This is a genomic window from Pseudomonas allokribbensis (genome assembly GCF_014863605.1).
In the GTDB taxonomy this organism is placed as follows: Bacteria; Pseudomonadota; Gammaproteobacteria; order Pseudomonadales; family Pseudomonadaceae; genus Aquipseudomonas; species Aquipseudomonas allokribbensis.
On the sequence record NZ_CP062252.1, the window covers coordinates 4320158 to 4335753 of the forward strand.

The following is a 15596-nucleotide window of genomic DNA, read 5'->3' on the forward strand; positions in this document are numbered from 1 at the left end:
ACTTTTCATGGGCAACGGCAACAGATCAGGCAACCGATGGACATGGATCGTCCTGATACTTTCGGATAGTGGTTTGTAGAGAAAGTCCTGTGACATGCTCGGCAAAGCCATCATTAAGCCACTAGCAACAGGCACACCATTCAGTATGTGAAGGCTGTCATCCACTGAAACATTCCAAGGAAGAAGAAATGCAAGCGAGCACCACTGAAGAGACGTGTTATTGCTGTGACAAACCGAGTGAAGGACGGGAGCATGTCCCCCCACGCTGCCTGTTCCCCAAAGGCGAAGATGCAGGGTTGGCAGATCTGATCACTGTGCCTTCCTGCGCCGAACACAACCCTGATCAATCTCACATTGATGAGCAACTCATGCAAATGCTGGTCGGGACCTCAGCTGACGTACACCCGGAGGTACTCCAGCGGACTGTGCGAGGGATTATTCGCCACGTTAAGAAGGACAGCCAGATCATTGGTCGTTTCGGCATAGAAAAAGTCGCGCCAAAACAGTACATCCAGCATCCGACCGGGCCAGTCAATTTCGAGGTGATCGAACAGGCACTCGAAAAAATTGCCAAGGGTGTCTATCACCATCACACGAAAGAGGAACAGAAAATTGACTCAGTGCTTGCAGTTCACCCTCTCTTTCTGGGCATCGACGAAAGTGCGACACCTGAGGCACGCGAAAAAATTCTCGACCTGATTGCCTTGGCGCACTGCGATTTTGAAGAGTTTCCAAGCCATGGCCTGAACCCGCAGTATTTCGCCTATCAAATCATCGACTACCCAGGCCATGTTTTCATCAACCTGAAATTCTACGATCAAAAAATCGCGAGTGTCGTCTGCCGTCTCCCCAACCAATAAAAGAGAGTCGGTCCGACTCTTTTACTGCACTGGCAAAAAATTCAAAAACAGCAGGCTCTGGGCGTAATTCAAGCCGATGCGCCGGTAGCGCTCGTCGAGCATCTGGGTCAGCAAGTCCAGACGCGCCACGACTTTGCCGAACTCCGTGGCGAAACTCAGATTGCTGCCCTCCTCCGAAATCTCGTTGGAAAACAGCAACGGCTGACCCTCCTTGTTCTGCCGCTGGGCGAGGATCCACGTGGCCTTCTCAATGTTGCGCGCAGCGTTGTTGACGAAGGTCGGGTTGATCTCGTCGGTCATGTAGAACTCGGTGCGGTTGCCGTGGGCGGTGACCAGCATGCTGCCGATCGCATAGATGAACGCGCCGACCCGATCACCGAGAAACTCCGGGCTCATGGCGTAGCTCAGCGCTGCCAGATCCTTCTTGCCGCCCAGCGTCGGCAACGGTTGCTGCTGTTCGATCGCCAGCCGCACCTGCTTGACCGCCGTGCGGACGTCGAGGAAGCCGGATTTGCGCAGCTCGTCCGGGTTGCGCAGGTACAACTTGCCCATCAAACGATAAAGGCTGTCGAGGTTGTCACGCATCGCCAGCGTGGCCATGCGGTCGACGCTGGTCTGGAGAAATTCCTGAGGCCTGCCCTCGCGCATCTGGTTGATGAAATTGTTGCCGTCCTGATGGCTGCAACCACCGAGCAACAGCGTCGACAGGCAGGCCAGTAACAGGCACGGGCGATGAATGAAAGCAGCGATTGGGCGAAAAACTCTCGACATGAATTCTTTGAAGGACACATTCCTGTGCGGCGGGAGTCACCGCAACCTGGCCATGGATAGAGCCGGGGATTTCGCAAAAGTGCAGTGCCGCAGCGATTTCCCGACCTTCGGCGCTGGTTGCCTCTTCAATTTAGTCGGACTTTATTTTTGCAATAAACGTTTAATCCGCTATAAATTTTCATTAACACGATAATTAGCATGACTATTTAACGATTTTCAAAACAACAACAAAATGGAAGGTCAACCATGCTTCAATCCCGACACTCACTCTGCGGCCTCGGACTGTCCCTGATGATCGCCACCCTCTCCGCCCAGGCCGCCGGCCTGACCAGCGAACACAAAGCGTTCGGCAAAACCAATGACGGCACGCCCGTCGAGCAATACATCCTGCGCAACAGCCACGGCATGCAAGCCACGGTCATCACCTACGGCGCAACCTTGCAGGCGCTGCTGGTGCCGGATAAACACGGCAAGCTCGACGACATCGTCCTCGGCTTCGACGATGTGCAGGGTTACCAGAAAGGCACCGCGTACTTCGGCGCGACCATCGGCCGCTTCGGCAATCGTCTGGCCGATGGCGCGTTCGAGCTCGATGGCAAACGCTACCAGGTGCCGCAGAACGACAAAACCAATACCTTGCACGGCGGCACTCAGGGCTTCGACAAAAAAGTCTGGAAGGCGAAGGAAACCAAGGACCAGGATTCGGTCGGCGTGACCCTGACCTACCTGTCGGCGGATGGCGAAATGGGTTTCCCCGGCAACCTCACCACCGAAGTCACCTACCGCCTCACCGACAGCAACGAACTGCGCATCGACTACAAGGCCAGCACCGACAAACCGACAGTGCTCAACCTGACCAACCACAGCTACTTCAACCTCGCCGGTGCCGGCAACGGCGACATCCTCAAACAGGTCGCCACCCTGCACGCCAGCCATTACACCCCGGTCACCGCCAAACTGATCCCGACCGGCGAACTGGCCCCCGTGGCCGGCACGCCGATGGACTTCACCAAGCCCACCGCCATCGGCCAGCACATCAAGGCCGATCACCCGCAATTGAAATTCGCCGAACCGAAACACGGCGGCTTCGATTTCAACTGGGCGCTAGACACCAAAGGGGACGCAAGCAAACTCGCCGCCGAAGTCAGCGACCCGCAATCCGGTCGCCAATTGCAGCTGTTCACCAATGAACCGGGCGTGCAGTTCTACACCAGCAACTTCCTCGACGGCACGGTCAAGGGCAAGGGCGGCAAGGTCTATCCGCACTGGGGCGCGTTCACCCTGGAGACTCAGCACTATCCGGACTCACCGAACCAGCCGAACTTTCCGAGCACCCGTCTGGATCCCGGTCAGGCCTACACCCAGAGCGTGGTGTTGAAGTTTTCTGCGAAGTAAAAGCAAAAGATCGCAGGCTGCGACAGCGTCTACAGGGGAAAATTAATCCTGATGTAAGGTTGCTGTGGGCTGCGATCTTTTTGCTTTTTGAACCCCAGGGCTAGCCTGCTGCCCACTCAAAATCGTATCAGCACGAACAGACAGACGAACTCTTTACACTCAACAAGTCCGGGGGACAGGAATCACTCGCTCCACTCACTGGCCTTGCGCCCGAAAATCAGGGTTTCCATGGCCTGAATGAAGTCACGTCCCTGCATCCAAAGTGCGTCATGGATAAGGCTCAAGACGTAGCAGCGACCCCGCTCGTCCATCAACAGCGCGCCGTGGCCGTGCTGGACTTCGGCGATGCTCACCAAGGTACTGCCCAGGCGTTGCTGCCACTCAAGGAATTCTTCGCTCCCATGCAGATGTTCAAAGGTGCCGAATGCGACATCACTGGTAGCGCATTCCTCACCTGCGCCGCAGGTGCCCACCCGCAGCCCGGCGAGTTGCTTGAGAAAGGCCGCGGCCGGGTGTTCGGGTGGGACGAAACCCGGCAGTGGTTCGGTGCTGGTAGTGGGCCAGCCTGCGGCGAGAAACAGTGGACGCAGGCTTTCGGGGAGTTCGATCAGCGGGGGCATGTTCAGCATCCGGTCACAATCAGTGTTGGTAACAACAACGTGCGTTTTAAAAAGACGCCCGTCTGGCTATTTCAGCGCTTCGGCCCTCTTGAGTTCGACTCACCATCAAGAGCTGCTTTTGTGGCTAGCTGTTCGAACGCCCGACTGAAATCGCCAATCCTGTTGATCATCTCGAAAAACCACTCAAAAGACTCCTGCACAAAATCTTCATCGGAAACTCTGTCAGGATACATAACGCAAAATAAGGCTCTTATGGCAGCGTCCTCGTTATCTTCAATATCGACATCGCGCCCCTTCGTCTCCAGAAAATCCCAACATTTGACCCTGGCAGCATTCACCTCTTTTTTATTTTCTCCCCTCTCAAACCAGTATCTGTGCGCAGCTGTAAACGCACCGTTGACAACAGGGGACACTTCTTCGCCCTGAAGAACCATACCGACGCCCGCGCACATGAACTTCATTATGTTCCGAGTTGCATCGGCTTCAGCTTTACCTTTACTCAACAGATCTGAAAAATTAACAATTTGCTCATGACTAATCATGGTGGACTCCAAGTGTTTCGAAATCATTAACTCCACGACCCTCTTGATTCGCCACCTTCAGCCCCTCAACCTACCGATGTCAAATATCATTTAAATTCAAAGTATTCAATCATCATCTTAATAGGTGTTTTCATGTCCACTTTCAAAAAACCCAACAATTCAAAAAACCACGAAAGATTATCTCCCATTACAGAAATATCATCTTCATCATTTGACAGCAGGCAAATAGCTAGTCTCGCCAGCAACACTTCCCTATCTTGCAAGTTTCGTATTGCTCCGTCCTCATCGATTTTGTCCCACCAAACAGAAGCTTCGACCTTACAGCTTTCGATTGGGATCCTCCCGTCCACATAGTCTTTAGCAAGAAGCAGAGGATCATTCTCACAGTCAGAAAATGTAATATCCAATGCATCCAAAACCTTTATCAAAAATCCAACCTGCTGCTTAAGCGCCTCGGAATTGTCAGCCGGCCGAACAATCGCGCCAACATTATATCTCTTAAAATCAATTTGATTCATGCGAAGCCGACCTTAAACTCATCACTCTTTTGGCTAGAGAACTTACAGTCGTTAAAGTTGACAACTTTACGACTGACTCTCATGCTTATACAACTTCCACCAAACAGCTATTCAGTGCTATGAAGTCCACATTCGCTTCATGGTCGAAGTCCTTGACCACATCTTGAAGGTGCATATGTTCAAGGCCATTCGCTGACATTTCATATGACGCATTAATTAGAAAAACACCAAGCTCTCTAATCGTTTGTGGATCCGCATGAATCGAAACCTCATCAAGCTGGACACTTTCACCACTCCCGATATCGGTTCCGTGCACAGTGAATTTAGTTAATTTTTCCATAGATTTAATCTTGATCCCGAAGGCAGTCCTTTTCTTTCCGCGTGAATTCAGAGACGCTACCCCGCGCAATATCACTCTGAGCCCCTTCCCTTGCTAACTAAAATTTCAGCCTTCCTTGTCTTGAAGTGACCGTGAGCATGAACCTCTGGATTCGTATTTTCCACAGAGTATTCAGCCCTTAAATACAGTCTCCTATTCCGTTGCTTGAACAGTTGAGAATCTTTACTGACGGAGTAGCCCATATTCGTAATCCAGCCACCCCTTTTCCTCACCATCGGCCAATTTTTCTATCATTTCACCAAGGGGAACGTTAGCCGGAATATTCACAGAAAAGAAGCGTTTGCTCATGCCTTCCCACGTGCATCCAATGTTGACCAGTGAACCCAAGACAGCCGATACGTGTGCTTTTCCCGCATCAAAAAAAACGATCCTGATTGTGCTGTTACCACTGCTCGTGATAACCCGCTCAAAATAATGCTCACCGTCGGCACCTGGCTTGACTAGCACCTCGTCATCAAGACAAGCATCCTTCGAGTAGAACGGAATGTTCCTCACAATGAATGCACCGGAAGCCAATCGCTCTGCCCAGACGCTTTCGCTAGAGACAGGTGGATAGTCATCCGTTACCGCCAATCTAAAAAAAACCTTTTCCACTTAAGATCCTTGATGCATGTCGTCGCATTCGTAATCCATTAGTTCATGTTCGTTAAGGCGAAATGCTAAAAATGACCGCTGTCATAGGCCAAGCACCGGACCCGAAGATCATCTGAATGCGCGCTGGAAACTACCAAAAATACTTCTGTAGAATTTTAACCAGACGAAGATAAGCACTTGGCTTATCAGCGGCCTCGACTTCTACTTTCATAACACTCTGACTGACTGATTCCAAGGAATCTTTAACTGCATTCTTGGCTATAGCCCCAAACAGCTCACTCTCAACAAAATCACACTCAAATGTCGAAACCATATAAGCGTTTCGCGCTCCCCACTGATCAAAACGCACGACCAGCCGATCATCAAAGATGACAGCTCCCTCACGTCTGTCGTCCGAGAAAAAGAAACTCAACTGTAAATCGTCTAAGTTTTGTCGGCTTACAGCCATCAGTAGTTTTTTCAGAAGCGCTGTAAGCCTCACTCCGTCGCCTACAGAAAGGCCTGCCCCAAGGCTAACTTCACCGTTGAAATAATACTTAAATACAATTATCACTTTACGATTATGATATGGCACATCGTATGCCTTTTCATAAAAATGAAAATCTGATGCATCCCCCACTAGCTCGTAGCTATTTCCCACAAGTTCTGATCTGGAAAAGCTGTCCACACCCATTTTTTGGGGGTGAAGATCTCGCGCTCCTCCCATGAAAGAATCAAATAACTCGTAAAACGTCGTAGAAATCATAAACTCTTTGCTCAATGCGCCGCTACTGGCAACGTCCTTGATGGCATTCAACAGGACGATAGCAATCCGGGTTCACGTTTACCATCCATACGCTTTAGCACCATCAAAAAACTATCAAGTCAGAAGCTTTCTCAACCGCTACCCACTCCGCTGCGTCACCTGCAAACAAGCGAAACTCATCAAAAAAGAACTCTAAATCATCTGAGAAAACATCAAACGCACCAAATCCATATTCACCTGAGATCTTGGCGACCGCCACATAATGACACGCGCCGATCAAGAACTCATATACTTCTTTATCCATTGGCAGTTCGCCATCAAAAAGAAACTTAGTCAGGATTGTTGGGACAGGCCTTTCGGCCTCTCGATGCCTTGATAAAACTTTGTATTTTTTATAATTCTTTTCATACTCACCATGAGCACTCACTGCCTTCTTGAACTGTTTATCTTTATCTCTAAAGATAAACAGCGGCATATAACCCAACTTCCTACTCGATGGCGGCTGCAGTCTCCCATCAATATAAATAAAATAACAACTGGAAATCAGAGCATTGATCGCGACACGCCCCTGGGGAGCTCTATCAAATCCGACAGCGCCTTCTCTATCAACAGAACTCACCAACGCAAAGTCATCATTTTTTTTGGCAGGAATTCCGTTGACACGCTGACTGGAGGACTTTCTAAAATCACAAAACCGCTCTCTCCAATATAAAATCCTGTAATTCACCACGTTATATTCCTCCCCGGCATGTGAACACTTTCTTCTCTCAATTTTTGTTCTTCGTATGAATAGGGGGAGAGTTATGATCTTTAAAAACAGCAAAGACTCTTACAATTTCTTCACCGCAAGCTGCGTCATGAAACCTGCTTTCATAAAAGTCAAATGCGGTTTCTAGTCCGCAGTTAGAAAAATGTCTTTTAATTTCTTTAATCTCCTGCGACGCAAGTCCGCTATGGCTTTCTCTTATCTTTTCCAAAAAACCTACCGAGGCAGGTTTTGGATAAATAAATATATTAGGCACGAGGACACCCTGCTCTTCTCCCCCTTCAAAATCTGTAAAAGTAATTGCAAAAAAAACATCATTGCCTCTTGACGCATCCAACAATCTCAAAGTACTCAAAAGAAACGCAGCAAACCCAGTTAGAAAATCAGAAACCCCGTCGCTGCTCATCTCCTCTTCCAAGCATTTTAAGCGGCTATATCTGGATACAAGCGGAATCTCTTCAAAATTCTCATAGTTCGCAAAGAAAATATCCATATCATTATACGGTTCCTTGCTAATTATTTTACTGTAAAGATCTTTAAATCTCATTCTAAACGCCGCTAAAGATGCTCGTAAAAGGTGACAGATTTATAAAATGAAAAAAAATGAAAAATGCCCCCAATTATTCCACCGAGAGATTCTCTTGGCCTACTATTTCGCCAGCTGGAAATTCTTTTTAGAGTCTTTTTTTTGCGGCCTCGGCGATCATTTCATTTTCATCTTCAGCAAGTAGAATCAGTAAATCTTCTGGCACCTTCGGGTTGCATGCAATTCTATGTCTAACCACTACAGACTTATCAGTTGCCAGTCTCTCAAAAGTGCTTCTATTGATACGCCTCTTCATTGCAACATCCCAGCGAACATCAACGTCGTCGCTTAGTGAGAGCCTCTCGAGCACATCAGTAGAAATCGATCCATTCGCAACAACCAGCCGTGAAAGCTCGGGGTACTTCGAGACAACCTCTAGCCATACTTCCTCTGTCGCAGCTTCATTTATCCTTGCATTCTCTGTCTCATTTTTGCTTTCCGCATAACACTTAAAATCATCAGCACTGTTAATCATTTGCTCCAACCTCAAGACTTTCGGCACGTCATGTTTTTTCATTGGTATTACTTTACCTGGCGGACCTTTGTATTTCCCTGTCATCCCCCCCATAAACGTCTGCATCATGCTTACGCACTAGGTCCGTACCTTGCTGTGCAATTACCCCATCATTCTAAAATATCGAAGTGCGTCTTCTCAGCTGACGACAGCAAGCAACTCCGACTCCCGAAAGCTATTGAGTGCTGATCCAAACGGAAATTTTTTTCTTTATTTCTTCCAGCAAGGCTAGATTTCCGATTACAACCAACTCACACCCTGTTTCCTTATCGCGATATGAACAAAGCTCATGAACATTCTCAGCTAATACAACTCTGAGGACCTGTCCATTGACTTCATTTTTCGCCGAAAAAATTGGATTACCGTCCATAAACGGCAAGCCATTTGAAAAATAAGTATTGTAATAAGGCACTTTAAAAGCCTCTACAGCAACTTGACTCGCCTGAACCTTCAATCGAAAATAATTATAAAAACTCCGCTCCAACTCGAGATAGCAATCTTTATTATCCAGATAATCATTGAACACTTTTTCTACTCCACAGAAACTTTACCAATTATCACTTCGATATCAACACGCTCACTTTTTTGTCTTTTACCATGAACGTCTGACTGATGTGCGCATCTGGTACCACGCCAATGCATCGAACGGTGCTGCCGTGATCTTGTGATTTAACAACGGATCTTCATCAAGATTGTAGTTGCTACCGTAATCTGTCTGATCAAGGAGATTAATGGGGCATACCGAACCACCTGAGCGACCGGAAGAAAGGTGCGGGGCTCGAAAATGTAGTGAACTGCGCGCTCTGGCACGCTATCGGTTTGCACCAGATTGCTTTCCCAGACAAATTTTTTCCATTCCAACCATATGGCCTGAAACCGTGGAGTCTGGTATGCACAGACTCCGCTTAAACAATTTTTAAAAATGTAGCCAGCCCCAGATGAATTTGTATTTTTAATGCCGACTAGCTATTTAAAATTGCTGATATGTTTTTACACAGCATTCAAAAACTTTCTCGCCGCAAGTCTCACTGAAATCAATAGAGATTTGCGTGGAAAGGTCAGTACTGATCAATCTAATCTCGTCGCTTGTGGCTTCGTCAAAATCGAAACTCGCGCAGAGAGAAGCACCGCTTTCGACCATGTATGCCCCGCAGCACTTCCAATCTTCATCTATCAGCAAGTAGTATTTTCGATCCTCGATTACCGACAGGACAAAATTAAACGCTTCAGTAGATAATGAACACTCGTCGCGCACGCAAGAAATTTCGCGCATCGTCATCAGCTCTGCAATTATATTATCTGTTTCCGCCAAACTTAAAAGCAGCAACTCATCAAAAGGCAGCTTTAAAAGAGACTCTATCTTTACTTGATATTGGCTCAGCATTCTTTTCCCCTGAGACTTTCTATAAAAAATTTCTCTTCTATAAGAGTCTATATTCATTTGCAGCACCCTTCTTTGTAAAAAGACTTCTCTTTACCGTTGCGCAACTGAGGACGACCATGCTTACTCATTCTTAATTTCAAAGGGGGCAGAGTACTTTTTACTCCACTTTCATAGATCAATCGAGCGTCATAATTAGCGCGACTGTTGAGCGACTGATCTTTCAGGTAAAGGTCACCAGGCTGTTGCACGCGAACGCATGCGCCGCTGCCCTCTACTTCCTTCATTACTTTGCTGGCGGAGGTGGTGTCGTCGTCGTCGAACACCAACTTGCATTCATAACTCATTGCAAAAAATAAACCCGTCCCAATTATTAATTTTTATCTGAGCCCGGCAAAACAACAGAGGGCGAATTAGCTGCGCCCCTCAAGGAATCGATTAAAACTACTAATAAAATCTTTCCTCAGCCCTGGCAATATTTTTTTCAGAATCAAAAAGTAAAGATAGATAGGGGTTGGACCATCCCCCTCCTCTTCCCAAACTTCCTCTGTCCCATAGCAATAGAGCACACCTCGGATGAAATTTGCGAAATCTTCATCTTCCTTACAACTTCGCTGCTCCATTCTCCAAAGATCGACCGTGAGCCTCTTTCGAAGTACCTCATCACTTTCGATACGCTCGCGCAAGATAGCCTCTTCCAGGAACGGCACCAACTTTTCCAACTTGCTGGCAGCAATGGTTTTTAATTCACCACTTTGGATAAGGCCCATTAGATAACTAGCGTACTCACACGTCATCTCCCCATAAGAAACATTCGCATCAAGCAACTGTTCTTCCAGATCATCAAACTCTTTAACTTCTATACTATCAATCATTGTATGGCTCCATCTTCCATTCCTAGCTTACCCATGGCTCGTTTACATGACTTACAGAATTATGTTAAAGGTGACATATTTATATATGTACAAAAATCATGCAAAAACAAATCCGCCCCCAACAAGTCTCGCTAACTCTTGGCACAGTAACGGCTGCCCCCCGTCATGGCTGCTTTAAAGAACCGTTCGACTAACCTAGCTGGAGAAAAAAACTACCGCACCCGGTTCCTTTTTTCCCTGAAAATTCATCATCCAGGAAAAGATAGCCCATACCATCAGATAGTATGCCTTTGTTATTGGGGAGAGAAATATCTAAGTCCCCACCATAAATAGACAGCCGTCTGCGCCCTATACTTGATGATATAGGTGCCTGCAACCAAGCATCTACACCATCGAGTTTAGACGCCAAATTTTCATCATCATCAGAATCGGGATTCGACAAAAGCAGGATTCTTCCGCAATCCAGTATTTTATTAGACGCTTCATTCCGCTCTTCGCTTGATCGGAAATACCCTATAACAACGGCTTTGGACACCCCATTGATGACTCTTAGTTTTCTGTAATGCCCAACCTCTCCCGATAGGTACGGTATAAATACCGAGACCCAATAAGTTTCATCTACTAGCGCATCGGAAAACCATGCACCGGGAAAAGAGATAAAATGTGTAAGTGGCTGTCCATCTGTCGATTGAGGCCAAACCACATCACTCGGCAGATAGACTCCTCCACCTGCATAGGCATCAGCTGTCGTAGGCGGCTCTTGGGTAAAAGCCAATTCATTAAACATCTGTATCTCTCCGCTAACTTATTGATCACAGCAGCAGTTAAGCGAGTTTATATATTGACCAGCGCGCATGCGCAGACGTCTGGCCTACGAAGCTTCAGCTATCAGGAACCTATGTATTTATAATAAACCAATAATTGTCCATTACCTTCGAAAACCTCAAGATAAAGAATCGCTTCGCTGGGTTCGCCATTGGCAAAAAGGACACATTCTAATCCAAGTGCTTTGCCGTTAGTTTCATATGTATCAATGAAAGGACGGTGCTGTGCGCTTGCATCAAAAGCTTTTCCTTGAGGTGCAATGGATATCTTGGTTCCTTTGTCGAAGTAATCATCGATAGATTCGTAAATCTCAACAGCAACCACGTTGGATATTCCAAAATCACTTTCTAGGGTCGGCGGGTCACGCCGATCAATAGCCTCTACGAGCAACTTGGTCTTGGCATAGGCTTGCTGCTTAGTGGGTATACTCATTTATCGAATCCGTCTCTTGGAATGTGTTGCGGTGTTGGCCGGCAATCGGCTTGCCGTTGAGGTCGGTCCGGGAGAACGCTTCAAGGACCTTGCCACCGTGAGTGGTGGAGTCGCCCAAGCGAATGGCGTCTTTCATGTTGTCACTCCTTTGAGCATGGCCTGTCTATTTGCACTGACGCACGATGCAGACCTTCAACCGCTCTTCAAACATTGCCCTTGATGCGAAATGCTTCCTTGAGCGGCACCTTTTTATCGTCATCACCATCCTCAAGACATCTATAGTCGCTGCCGCCCAACGCCGAGAGCATGGTTTGGTAAAGGCTCAATGACTTGAAATTGACCTGAAGCCACAGAACGCTTTCACTTTCATACATCAATCGAGCGTCATAATCAGCGCTGCTGTTGAGCGACTGATCTTTCAGGTAGAAGTCACCAGGCTGTTGCACGCGAACGCATGCGCCGCTGCCCTCTACTTTCTTCATTACTTTGCTGGCTGATGTGGTGTCGTCGAACACCAGCTTGCATTCATAACTCATTGCAAAAATAAATCCGCCCCCTTTATTCGATTGTTATTTACATCTCAAACATACGCCTTCTCGCGAAAGGGGTTTTTATTGTGAAATTCCGTGTTAACGGTGTTGGAGTCCGATTGGAGTCGGTTCGAACCAAAGTGTTTGCGAGCTCTGAAAAATCGATTATCTGTTCCGGATGGCCTGAGATTAGTATTGCTCGAGTATCAGAGAGATCTTCACCTAGCATGACGACAGTACACTTTTTTGAAAATAGCATTGCCATTATTTTATGAAATAACTTTAATGAGGAGACCTCAGAGAAATCTGTTCCTGAGGTTCTATACATCTCAGAGATTACACCGAGGATTTCTTTTTTATCACTTTCATTCAGCTCTATCTCTGATAAAAATATTAATGCATTCCATCCTTTGTATATGGCAGTCAAAAGTGTTTTTATTTCTTCGCCGCTAGAGAGGGCAGAGAGGTCACAGAAATGATGTTTCCCCTCAATGTCTAAGTCTAATTCCAAGTGTCTTCTTTTGTTCGCTGCGGCCAAGCCAAGCTTCCCAAATGCTCTTTTATGCTGGCCTAACTTCTTCGCGATACTGCTACTGGAATCGAGCTCGGCAGCAAGCACCGCATATATATTATGCCGAAAAAAAATGGGAGCCAAGCAATCAAAAATCAATCCATAATCATAGCCTGTAGCCAGATACCATATCGAGTCGCATGAATTATCAAAGCGAAATCCTGCAGATTTCGAAGCAAGAACGGACCCGGCATCAACTACAGCTTTCATTGTGGGCATCCTTTAGACTTTTGATTCTCATATTAATAACATTAAAGGTGACAGATTTATATAATGCAAAAATGATGCAAAAAAACAAATCCGCCCCCCTTTACCAGTCTAATCAACTAATAACGACAACAATAAATCCGATGTCATTTAAAATTAATAGAAATCATCCTTTCATGAGACTTGAATTACAAGCTCTCCCGCCAACAAATCTTCATCGACAATATTTCTCTTCAATAACAGATACCCCATACCACCCACAAAAATACTCTTATGGCTAGGCGCCGCTTTGTTAAGCCGAGAGTTGTTGATCTGAAGAACATAAGTCAAGTCATCTCGACTCTCATCATCTTGAATCCATGCAGGAATGCCAGCAATCTTAGCGACTCCATTTTCATCGCTATCTTCACTTGTATTTTCGATTGCAGTAATTAATAGCGAGGGAAAAATTGGTTTTCCATAACCGTCCACTTGCCGATTGGAAGGTCTGTACGCTAGAACTTTGCCCCCTTCGTTCATCGCCGTGTTGATGTAGGAGTCGGAGGATACCGAGTAAGGTGTAAAAAGCGAAATCATGATTTCTTCGCTTATTTGCACTTGCGGAATGTAGCGATTGATGAACGCTGCCGAAAGACTCGCTAAATGTAACAAAGGTGCGCCAGTCGAGTCGGTCGGCCAAGCGATCGACTCAGGCAGGTAAGGGTTACCGCCAAGAAATGGATACATCTTGTCAGGGTTACCATTCGAAAAAACCAATTCATTGAACATCGATTATTCCTCTTTAATTGCATGGGCAGGGACAGCCTGCCAAGGAACCTTTAGCTTGTTTTCTGAGCTGCCTAGCTCGAGAAGCTGGAAACCCGATGATCTTAAAGCTCCTTGCCAAACATCCGTTTGACGCTTAGAAGGTAGCCCATCTGCTCCAAGCTGAAACTCGTCACGCCCTACATTCAAATGCTGAACTGCCAGTACATTCTCATTGATTTGTACATGCATATGCATGCCCCGAGGAAGCGCAATAGAGGGGTTAGCTTTATTTCGCCCCTCCTCGGGAGTCAGTCACCTCTGCTCCAAAGCTTCATTGCGAACGAATTCATGAGCGTCTAGTTCATCTCCCCTGTTAGCTTTCCCGATCGAGCACAAAGGTGACAGATTTATATAGTGCAAAAATTATACAAAAACAAACCTGACCCAATTACTCCATTAATCACAACTGAGGAATATCGATGCCATTTTTGCGAAGAATTGAAGTTATTTTTTCTAGGAGTTTGACCGGCAGCTCGCTTGGAGCTCCATAGACATCTACTATTCCGACCTCGACCGCGCTATCCACAACATGGCAAAAATCGTCAATATCTTGAGATGGAATCGATTGGTTAAGGTCTTGAGGCATATCATCCCCCCTTCCACTGAGTGGCAACAGTGCACCCTTTCTCTCCCACTCAGCCAAGTCACGACCTTCAGGAAAACTATTAAGGTGGACTATCAACTCATCGACTGCCACGTGCCGAATAGATTTTGCTACGCAATAAGCATGTAAAAGCTTTGATGCGTAGAGATTGTAAATCTCTCGGAGAAAGATTGAAAAGTTTGCTTAAACACTCTGACATCATGATTTCCTCCGCCCCCACCGACAACTTTCAAGTTAAATTTCTTCACCAACTTTCAAGGGGGAGACAGGTGTGATCGTGGTTAAGGTTCTCACACGTAAAATACGCGACATTGAAGTATGCCTAATCGAAATTCAGAAACTTAGCTGATCACGGCGCCTTTCGGGCCGCTGGCAATCAGCGCCGCCCCGCAGGCGGTTTTCATACCGTCCAGTGCGATGGGTGTGCCGTCCACGGTGTAAATGCTGCTGCCCTCGGCAATCGGGAAAATCCCCTTGCACAGCGGGCAACTGACCTTGTGACCGACCCCGGCAATCGGCTTGCCGTTGAGGTCGGTCCGGGAGAACGCTTCGAGGACCTTGCCACCGTGAGTGGTGGAGTCGCCCAAGCGAATGGCGTCTTTCATGTTGTCACTCCTTTGACCATGGCCTGTCTATTTGCACTGACGCACGATGCAGACCTTCAACCGCTCTTCAAACATTACCCTTGATGCGAAATGCTTCCTTGAGCGGCACCTTTTCATCGTCATCACCATCCTCAAGACATCTATAGTCGCTGCCGCCCAACGCCGAGAGCATGGTTTGGTAAAGGCTCAATGACTTGAAATTGACCTGAAGCCACAGAACGCTCTCACTTTCATAGATTAATCGAGCGTCATAATCAGCGCTGCTGTTGAGCGACTGATCTTTCAGGTAGAGGTCACCAGGCTGTTGCACGCGAACGCATGCGCCGCTGCCCTCTACTTTCTTCATTACTTTGCTGGCTGAAGTGGTGTCGTCGAACACCAGCTTGCATTCATAACTCATTGCAAAAAATAAATCCGTCCCAATTATTGGAACCAAACATGCATTGAC

Annotated in this window: 24 protein-coding genes and 1 pseudogene; 2 read left to right on the top strand and 23 right to left on the bottom strand. The window is 47.0% G+C overall.

The window, feature by feature from the left end:
• Window positions 1–188 precede the first annotated feature (188 nt).
• Window positions 189–860: a hypothetical protein gene (locus tag IF199_RS19715; RefSeq protein WP_096822365.1), complete on the top strand. Its 672-nt coding sequence runs from the start codon at window positions 189–191 to the stop codon at window positions 858–860.
• A gap of 21 nt (window positions 861–881) precedes the next feature.
• Here the strand turns inward: IF199_RS19715 and IF199_RS19720 are convergent, their stop codons facing one another.
• On the bottom strand, window positions 882–1631 hold the full coding sequence (locus tag IF199_RS19720; protein ID WP_192558471.1) for a hypothetical protein: 750 nt from the start codon (window positions 1629–1631) through the stop codon (window positions 882–884).
• A 246-nt stretch (window positions 1632–1877) separates the two neighbouring features.
• Here IF199_RS19720 and IF199_RS19725 point away from each other — a divergent pair, with 246 nt between their 5' ends.
• Entirely contained in the window at window positions 1878–3026 is a 1149-nt protein-coding gene (locus tag IF199_RS19725; protein WP_192558472.1) for an aldose epimerase family protein, read from the top strand.
• 182 nt (window positions 3027–3208) lie between these two features.
• Here the strand turns inward: IF199_RS19725 and IF199_RS19730 are convergent, their stop codons facing one another.
• The 22 genes and pseudogenes from IF199_RS19730 to IF199_RS19835 all read right to left on the bottom strand — a co-directional run bounded on the left by IF199_RS19730 (window position 3209) and on the right by IF199_RS19835 (window position 15548).
• Complete coding sequence (locus IF199_RS19730) at window positions 3209–3646, bottom strand: SUKH-3 domain-containing protein (protein WP_192558473.1); 438 nt, start codon at window positions 3644–3646, stop codon at window positions 3209–3211.
• Between the two features lie 71 nt (window positions 3647–3717).
• A complete protein-coding gene (locus IF199_RS19735) occupies window positions 3718–4188 on the bottom strand; it encodes a hypothetical protein (RefSeq protein ID WP_192558474.1) in 471 nt (156 codons plus the stop codon).
• 86 nt (window positions 4189–4274) lie between these two features.
• Window positions 4275–4706: a hypothetical protein gene (locus tag IF199_RS19740; protein ID WP_192558475.1), complete on the bottom strand. Its 432-nt coding sequence runs from the start codon at window positions 4704–4706 to the stop codon at window positions 4275–4277.
• Between the two features lie 85 nt (window positions 4707–4791).
• On the bottom strand, window positions 4792–5046 hold the full coding sequence (locus tag IF199_RS19745; RefSeq protein WP_192558476.1) for an Imm32 family immunity protein: 255 nt from the start codon (window positions 5044–5046) through the stop codon (window positions 4792–4794).
• A 222-nt stretch (window positions 5047–5268) separates the two neighbouring features.
• Complete coding sequence (locus IF199_RS19750) at window positions 5269–5700, bottom strand: DUF4265 domain-containing protein (RefSeq protein ID WP_192558477.1); 432 nt, start codon at window positions 5698–5700, stop codon at window positions 5269–5271.
• A 130-nt stretch (window positions 5701–5830) separates the two neighbouring features.
• Window positions 5831–6496 (bottom strand): hypothetical protein, encoded by a 666-nt coding sequence (locus tag IF199_RS19755; RefSeq protein ID WP_192558478.1) that lies wholly within the window; start codon window positions 6494–6496, stop codon window positions 5831–5833.
• A gap of 52 nt (window positions 6497–6548) precedes the next feature.
• Window positions 6549–7172, bottom strand: a complete 624-nt coding sequence (locus tag IF199_RS19760; RefSeq protein WP_192558479.1) for a hypothetical protein — start codon at window positions 7170–7172, stop codon at window positions 6549–6551.
• Between the two features lie 40 nt (window positions 7173–7212).
• Window positions 7213–7758, bottom strand: coding sequence for an Imm15 family immunity protein (locus tag IF199_RS19765; RefSeq protein ID WP_192558480.1), 546 nt, complete (start codon window positions 7756–7758; stop codon window positions 7213–7215).
• 127 nt (window positions 7759–7885) lie between these two features.
• Window positions 7886–8380: a hypothetical protein gene (locus IF199_RS19770; protein ID WP_192558481.1), complete on the bottom strand. Its 495-nt coding sequence runs from the start codon at window positions 8378–8380 to the stop codon at window positions 7886–7888.
• Window positions 8381–8486: 106 nt separating this feature from the next.
• The gene (locus tag IF199_RS19775; RefSeq protein ID WP_192558482.1) at window positions 8487–8837 is read right to left on the bottom strand and encodes a hypothetical protein; all 351 of its coding nucleotides are present in this window, start codon (window positions 8835–8837) and stop codon (window positions 8487–8489) included.
• Between the two features lie 444 nt (window positions 8838–9281).
• Window positions 9282–9695, bottom strand: a complete 414-nt coding sequence (locus IF199_RS19780; RefSeq protein WP_192558483.1) for a hypothetical protein — start codon at window positions 9693–9695, stop codon at window positions 9282–9284.
• Window positions 9696–9748: 53 nt separating this feature from the next.
• Complete coding sequence (locus IF199_RS19785) at window positions 9749–10018, bottom strand: hypothetical protein (RefSeq protein WP_192558484.1); 270 nt, start codon at window positions 10016–10018, stop codon at window positions 9749–9751.
• 87 nt (window positions 10019–10105) lie between these two features.
• A complete protein-coding gene (locus IF199_RS19790; protein WP_192558485.1) occupies window positions 10106–10567 on the bottom strand; it encodes a hypothetical protein in 462 nt (153 codons plus the stop codon).
• A gap of 190 nt (window positions 10568–10757) precedes the next feature.
• Window positions 10758–11354 carry a hypothetical protein gene (locus IF199_RS19795; protein WP_192558486.1) on the bottom strand — a complete coding sequence of 199 codons (597 nt, stop codon included), beginning with the start codon at window positions 11352–11354 and terminating at the stop codon, window positions 10758–10760.
• A 101-nt stretch (window positions 11355–11455) separates the two neighbouring features.
• The gene (locus IF199_RS19800; RefSeq protein WP_192558487.1) at window positions 11456–11824 is read right to left on the bottom strand and encodes a hypothetical protein; all 369 of its coding nucleotides are present in this window, start codon (window positions 11822–11824) and stop codon (window positions 11456–11458) included.
• 37 nt (window positions 11825–11861) lie between these two features.
• Window positions 11862–11960 (bottom strand): annotated as a pseudogene (locus IF199_RS19805) (PAAR domain-containing protein); the annotation flags it as partial.
• Between the two features lie 67 nt (window positions 11961–12027).
• On the bottom strand, window positions 12028–12360 hold the full coding sequence (locus tag IF199_RS19810) for a hypothetical protein (RefSeq protein ID WP_192558488.1): 333 nt from the start codon (window positions 12358–12360) through the stop codon (window positions 12028–12030).
• A 37-nt stretch (window positions 12361–12397) separates the two neighbouring features.
• Entirely contained in the window at window positions 12398–13135 is a 738-nt protein-coding gene (locus tag IF199_RS19815; protein ID WP_192558489.1) for a hypothetical protein, read from the bottom strand.
• A 171-nt stretch (window positions 13136–13306) separates the two neighbouring features.
• Window positions 13307–13900, bottom strand: coding sequence for a DUF1963 domain-containing protein (locus IF199_RS19820; RefSeq protein ID WP_192558490.1), 594 nt, complete (start codon window positions 13898–13900; stop codon window positions 13307–13309).
• Window positions 13901–14339: 439 nt separating this feature from the next.
• Window positions 14340–14525 carry a hypothetical protein gene (locus tag IF199_RS30420; protein WP_244142406.1) on the bottom strand — a complete coding sequence of 62 codons (186 nt, stop codon included), beginning with the start codon at window positions 14523–14525 and terminating at the stop codon, window positions 14340–14342.
• A gap of 359 nt (window positions 14526–14884) precedes the next feature.
• Complete coding sequence (locus tag IF199_RS19830) at window positions 14885–15148, bottom strand: PAAR domain-containing protein (RefSeq protein WP_192558491.1); 264 nt, start codon at window positions 15146–15148, stop codon at window positions 14885–14887.
• A gap of 67 nt (window positions 15149–15215) precedes the next feature.
• Entirely contained in the window at window positions 15216–15548 is a 333-nt protein-coding gene (locus IF199_RS19835; RefSeq protein ID WP_192558492.1) for a hypothetical protein, read from the bottom strand.
• Window positions 15549–15596 lie beyond the last annotated feature (48 nt).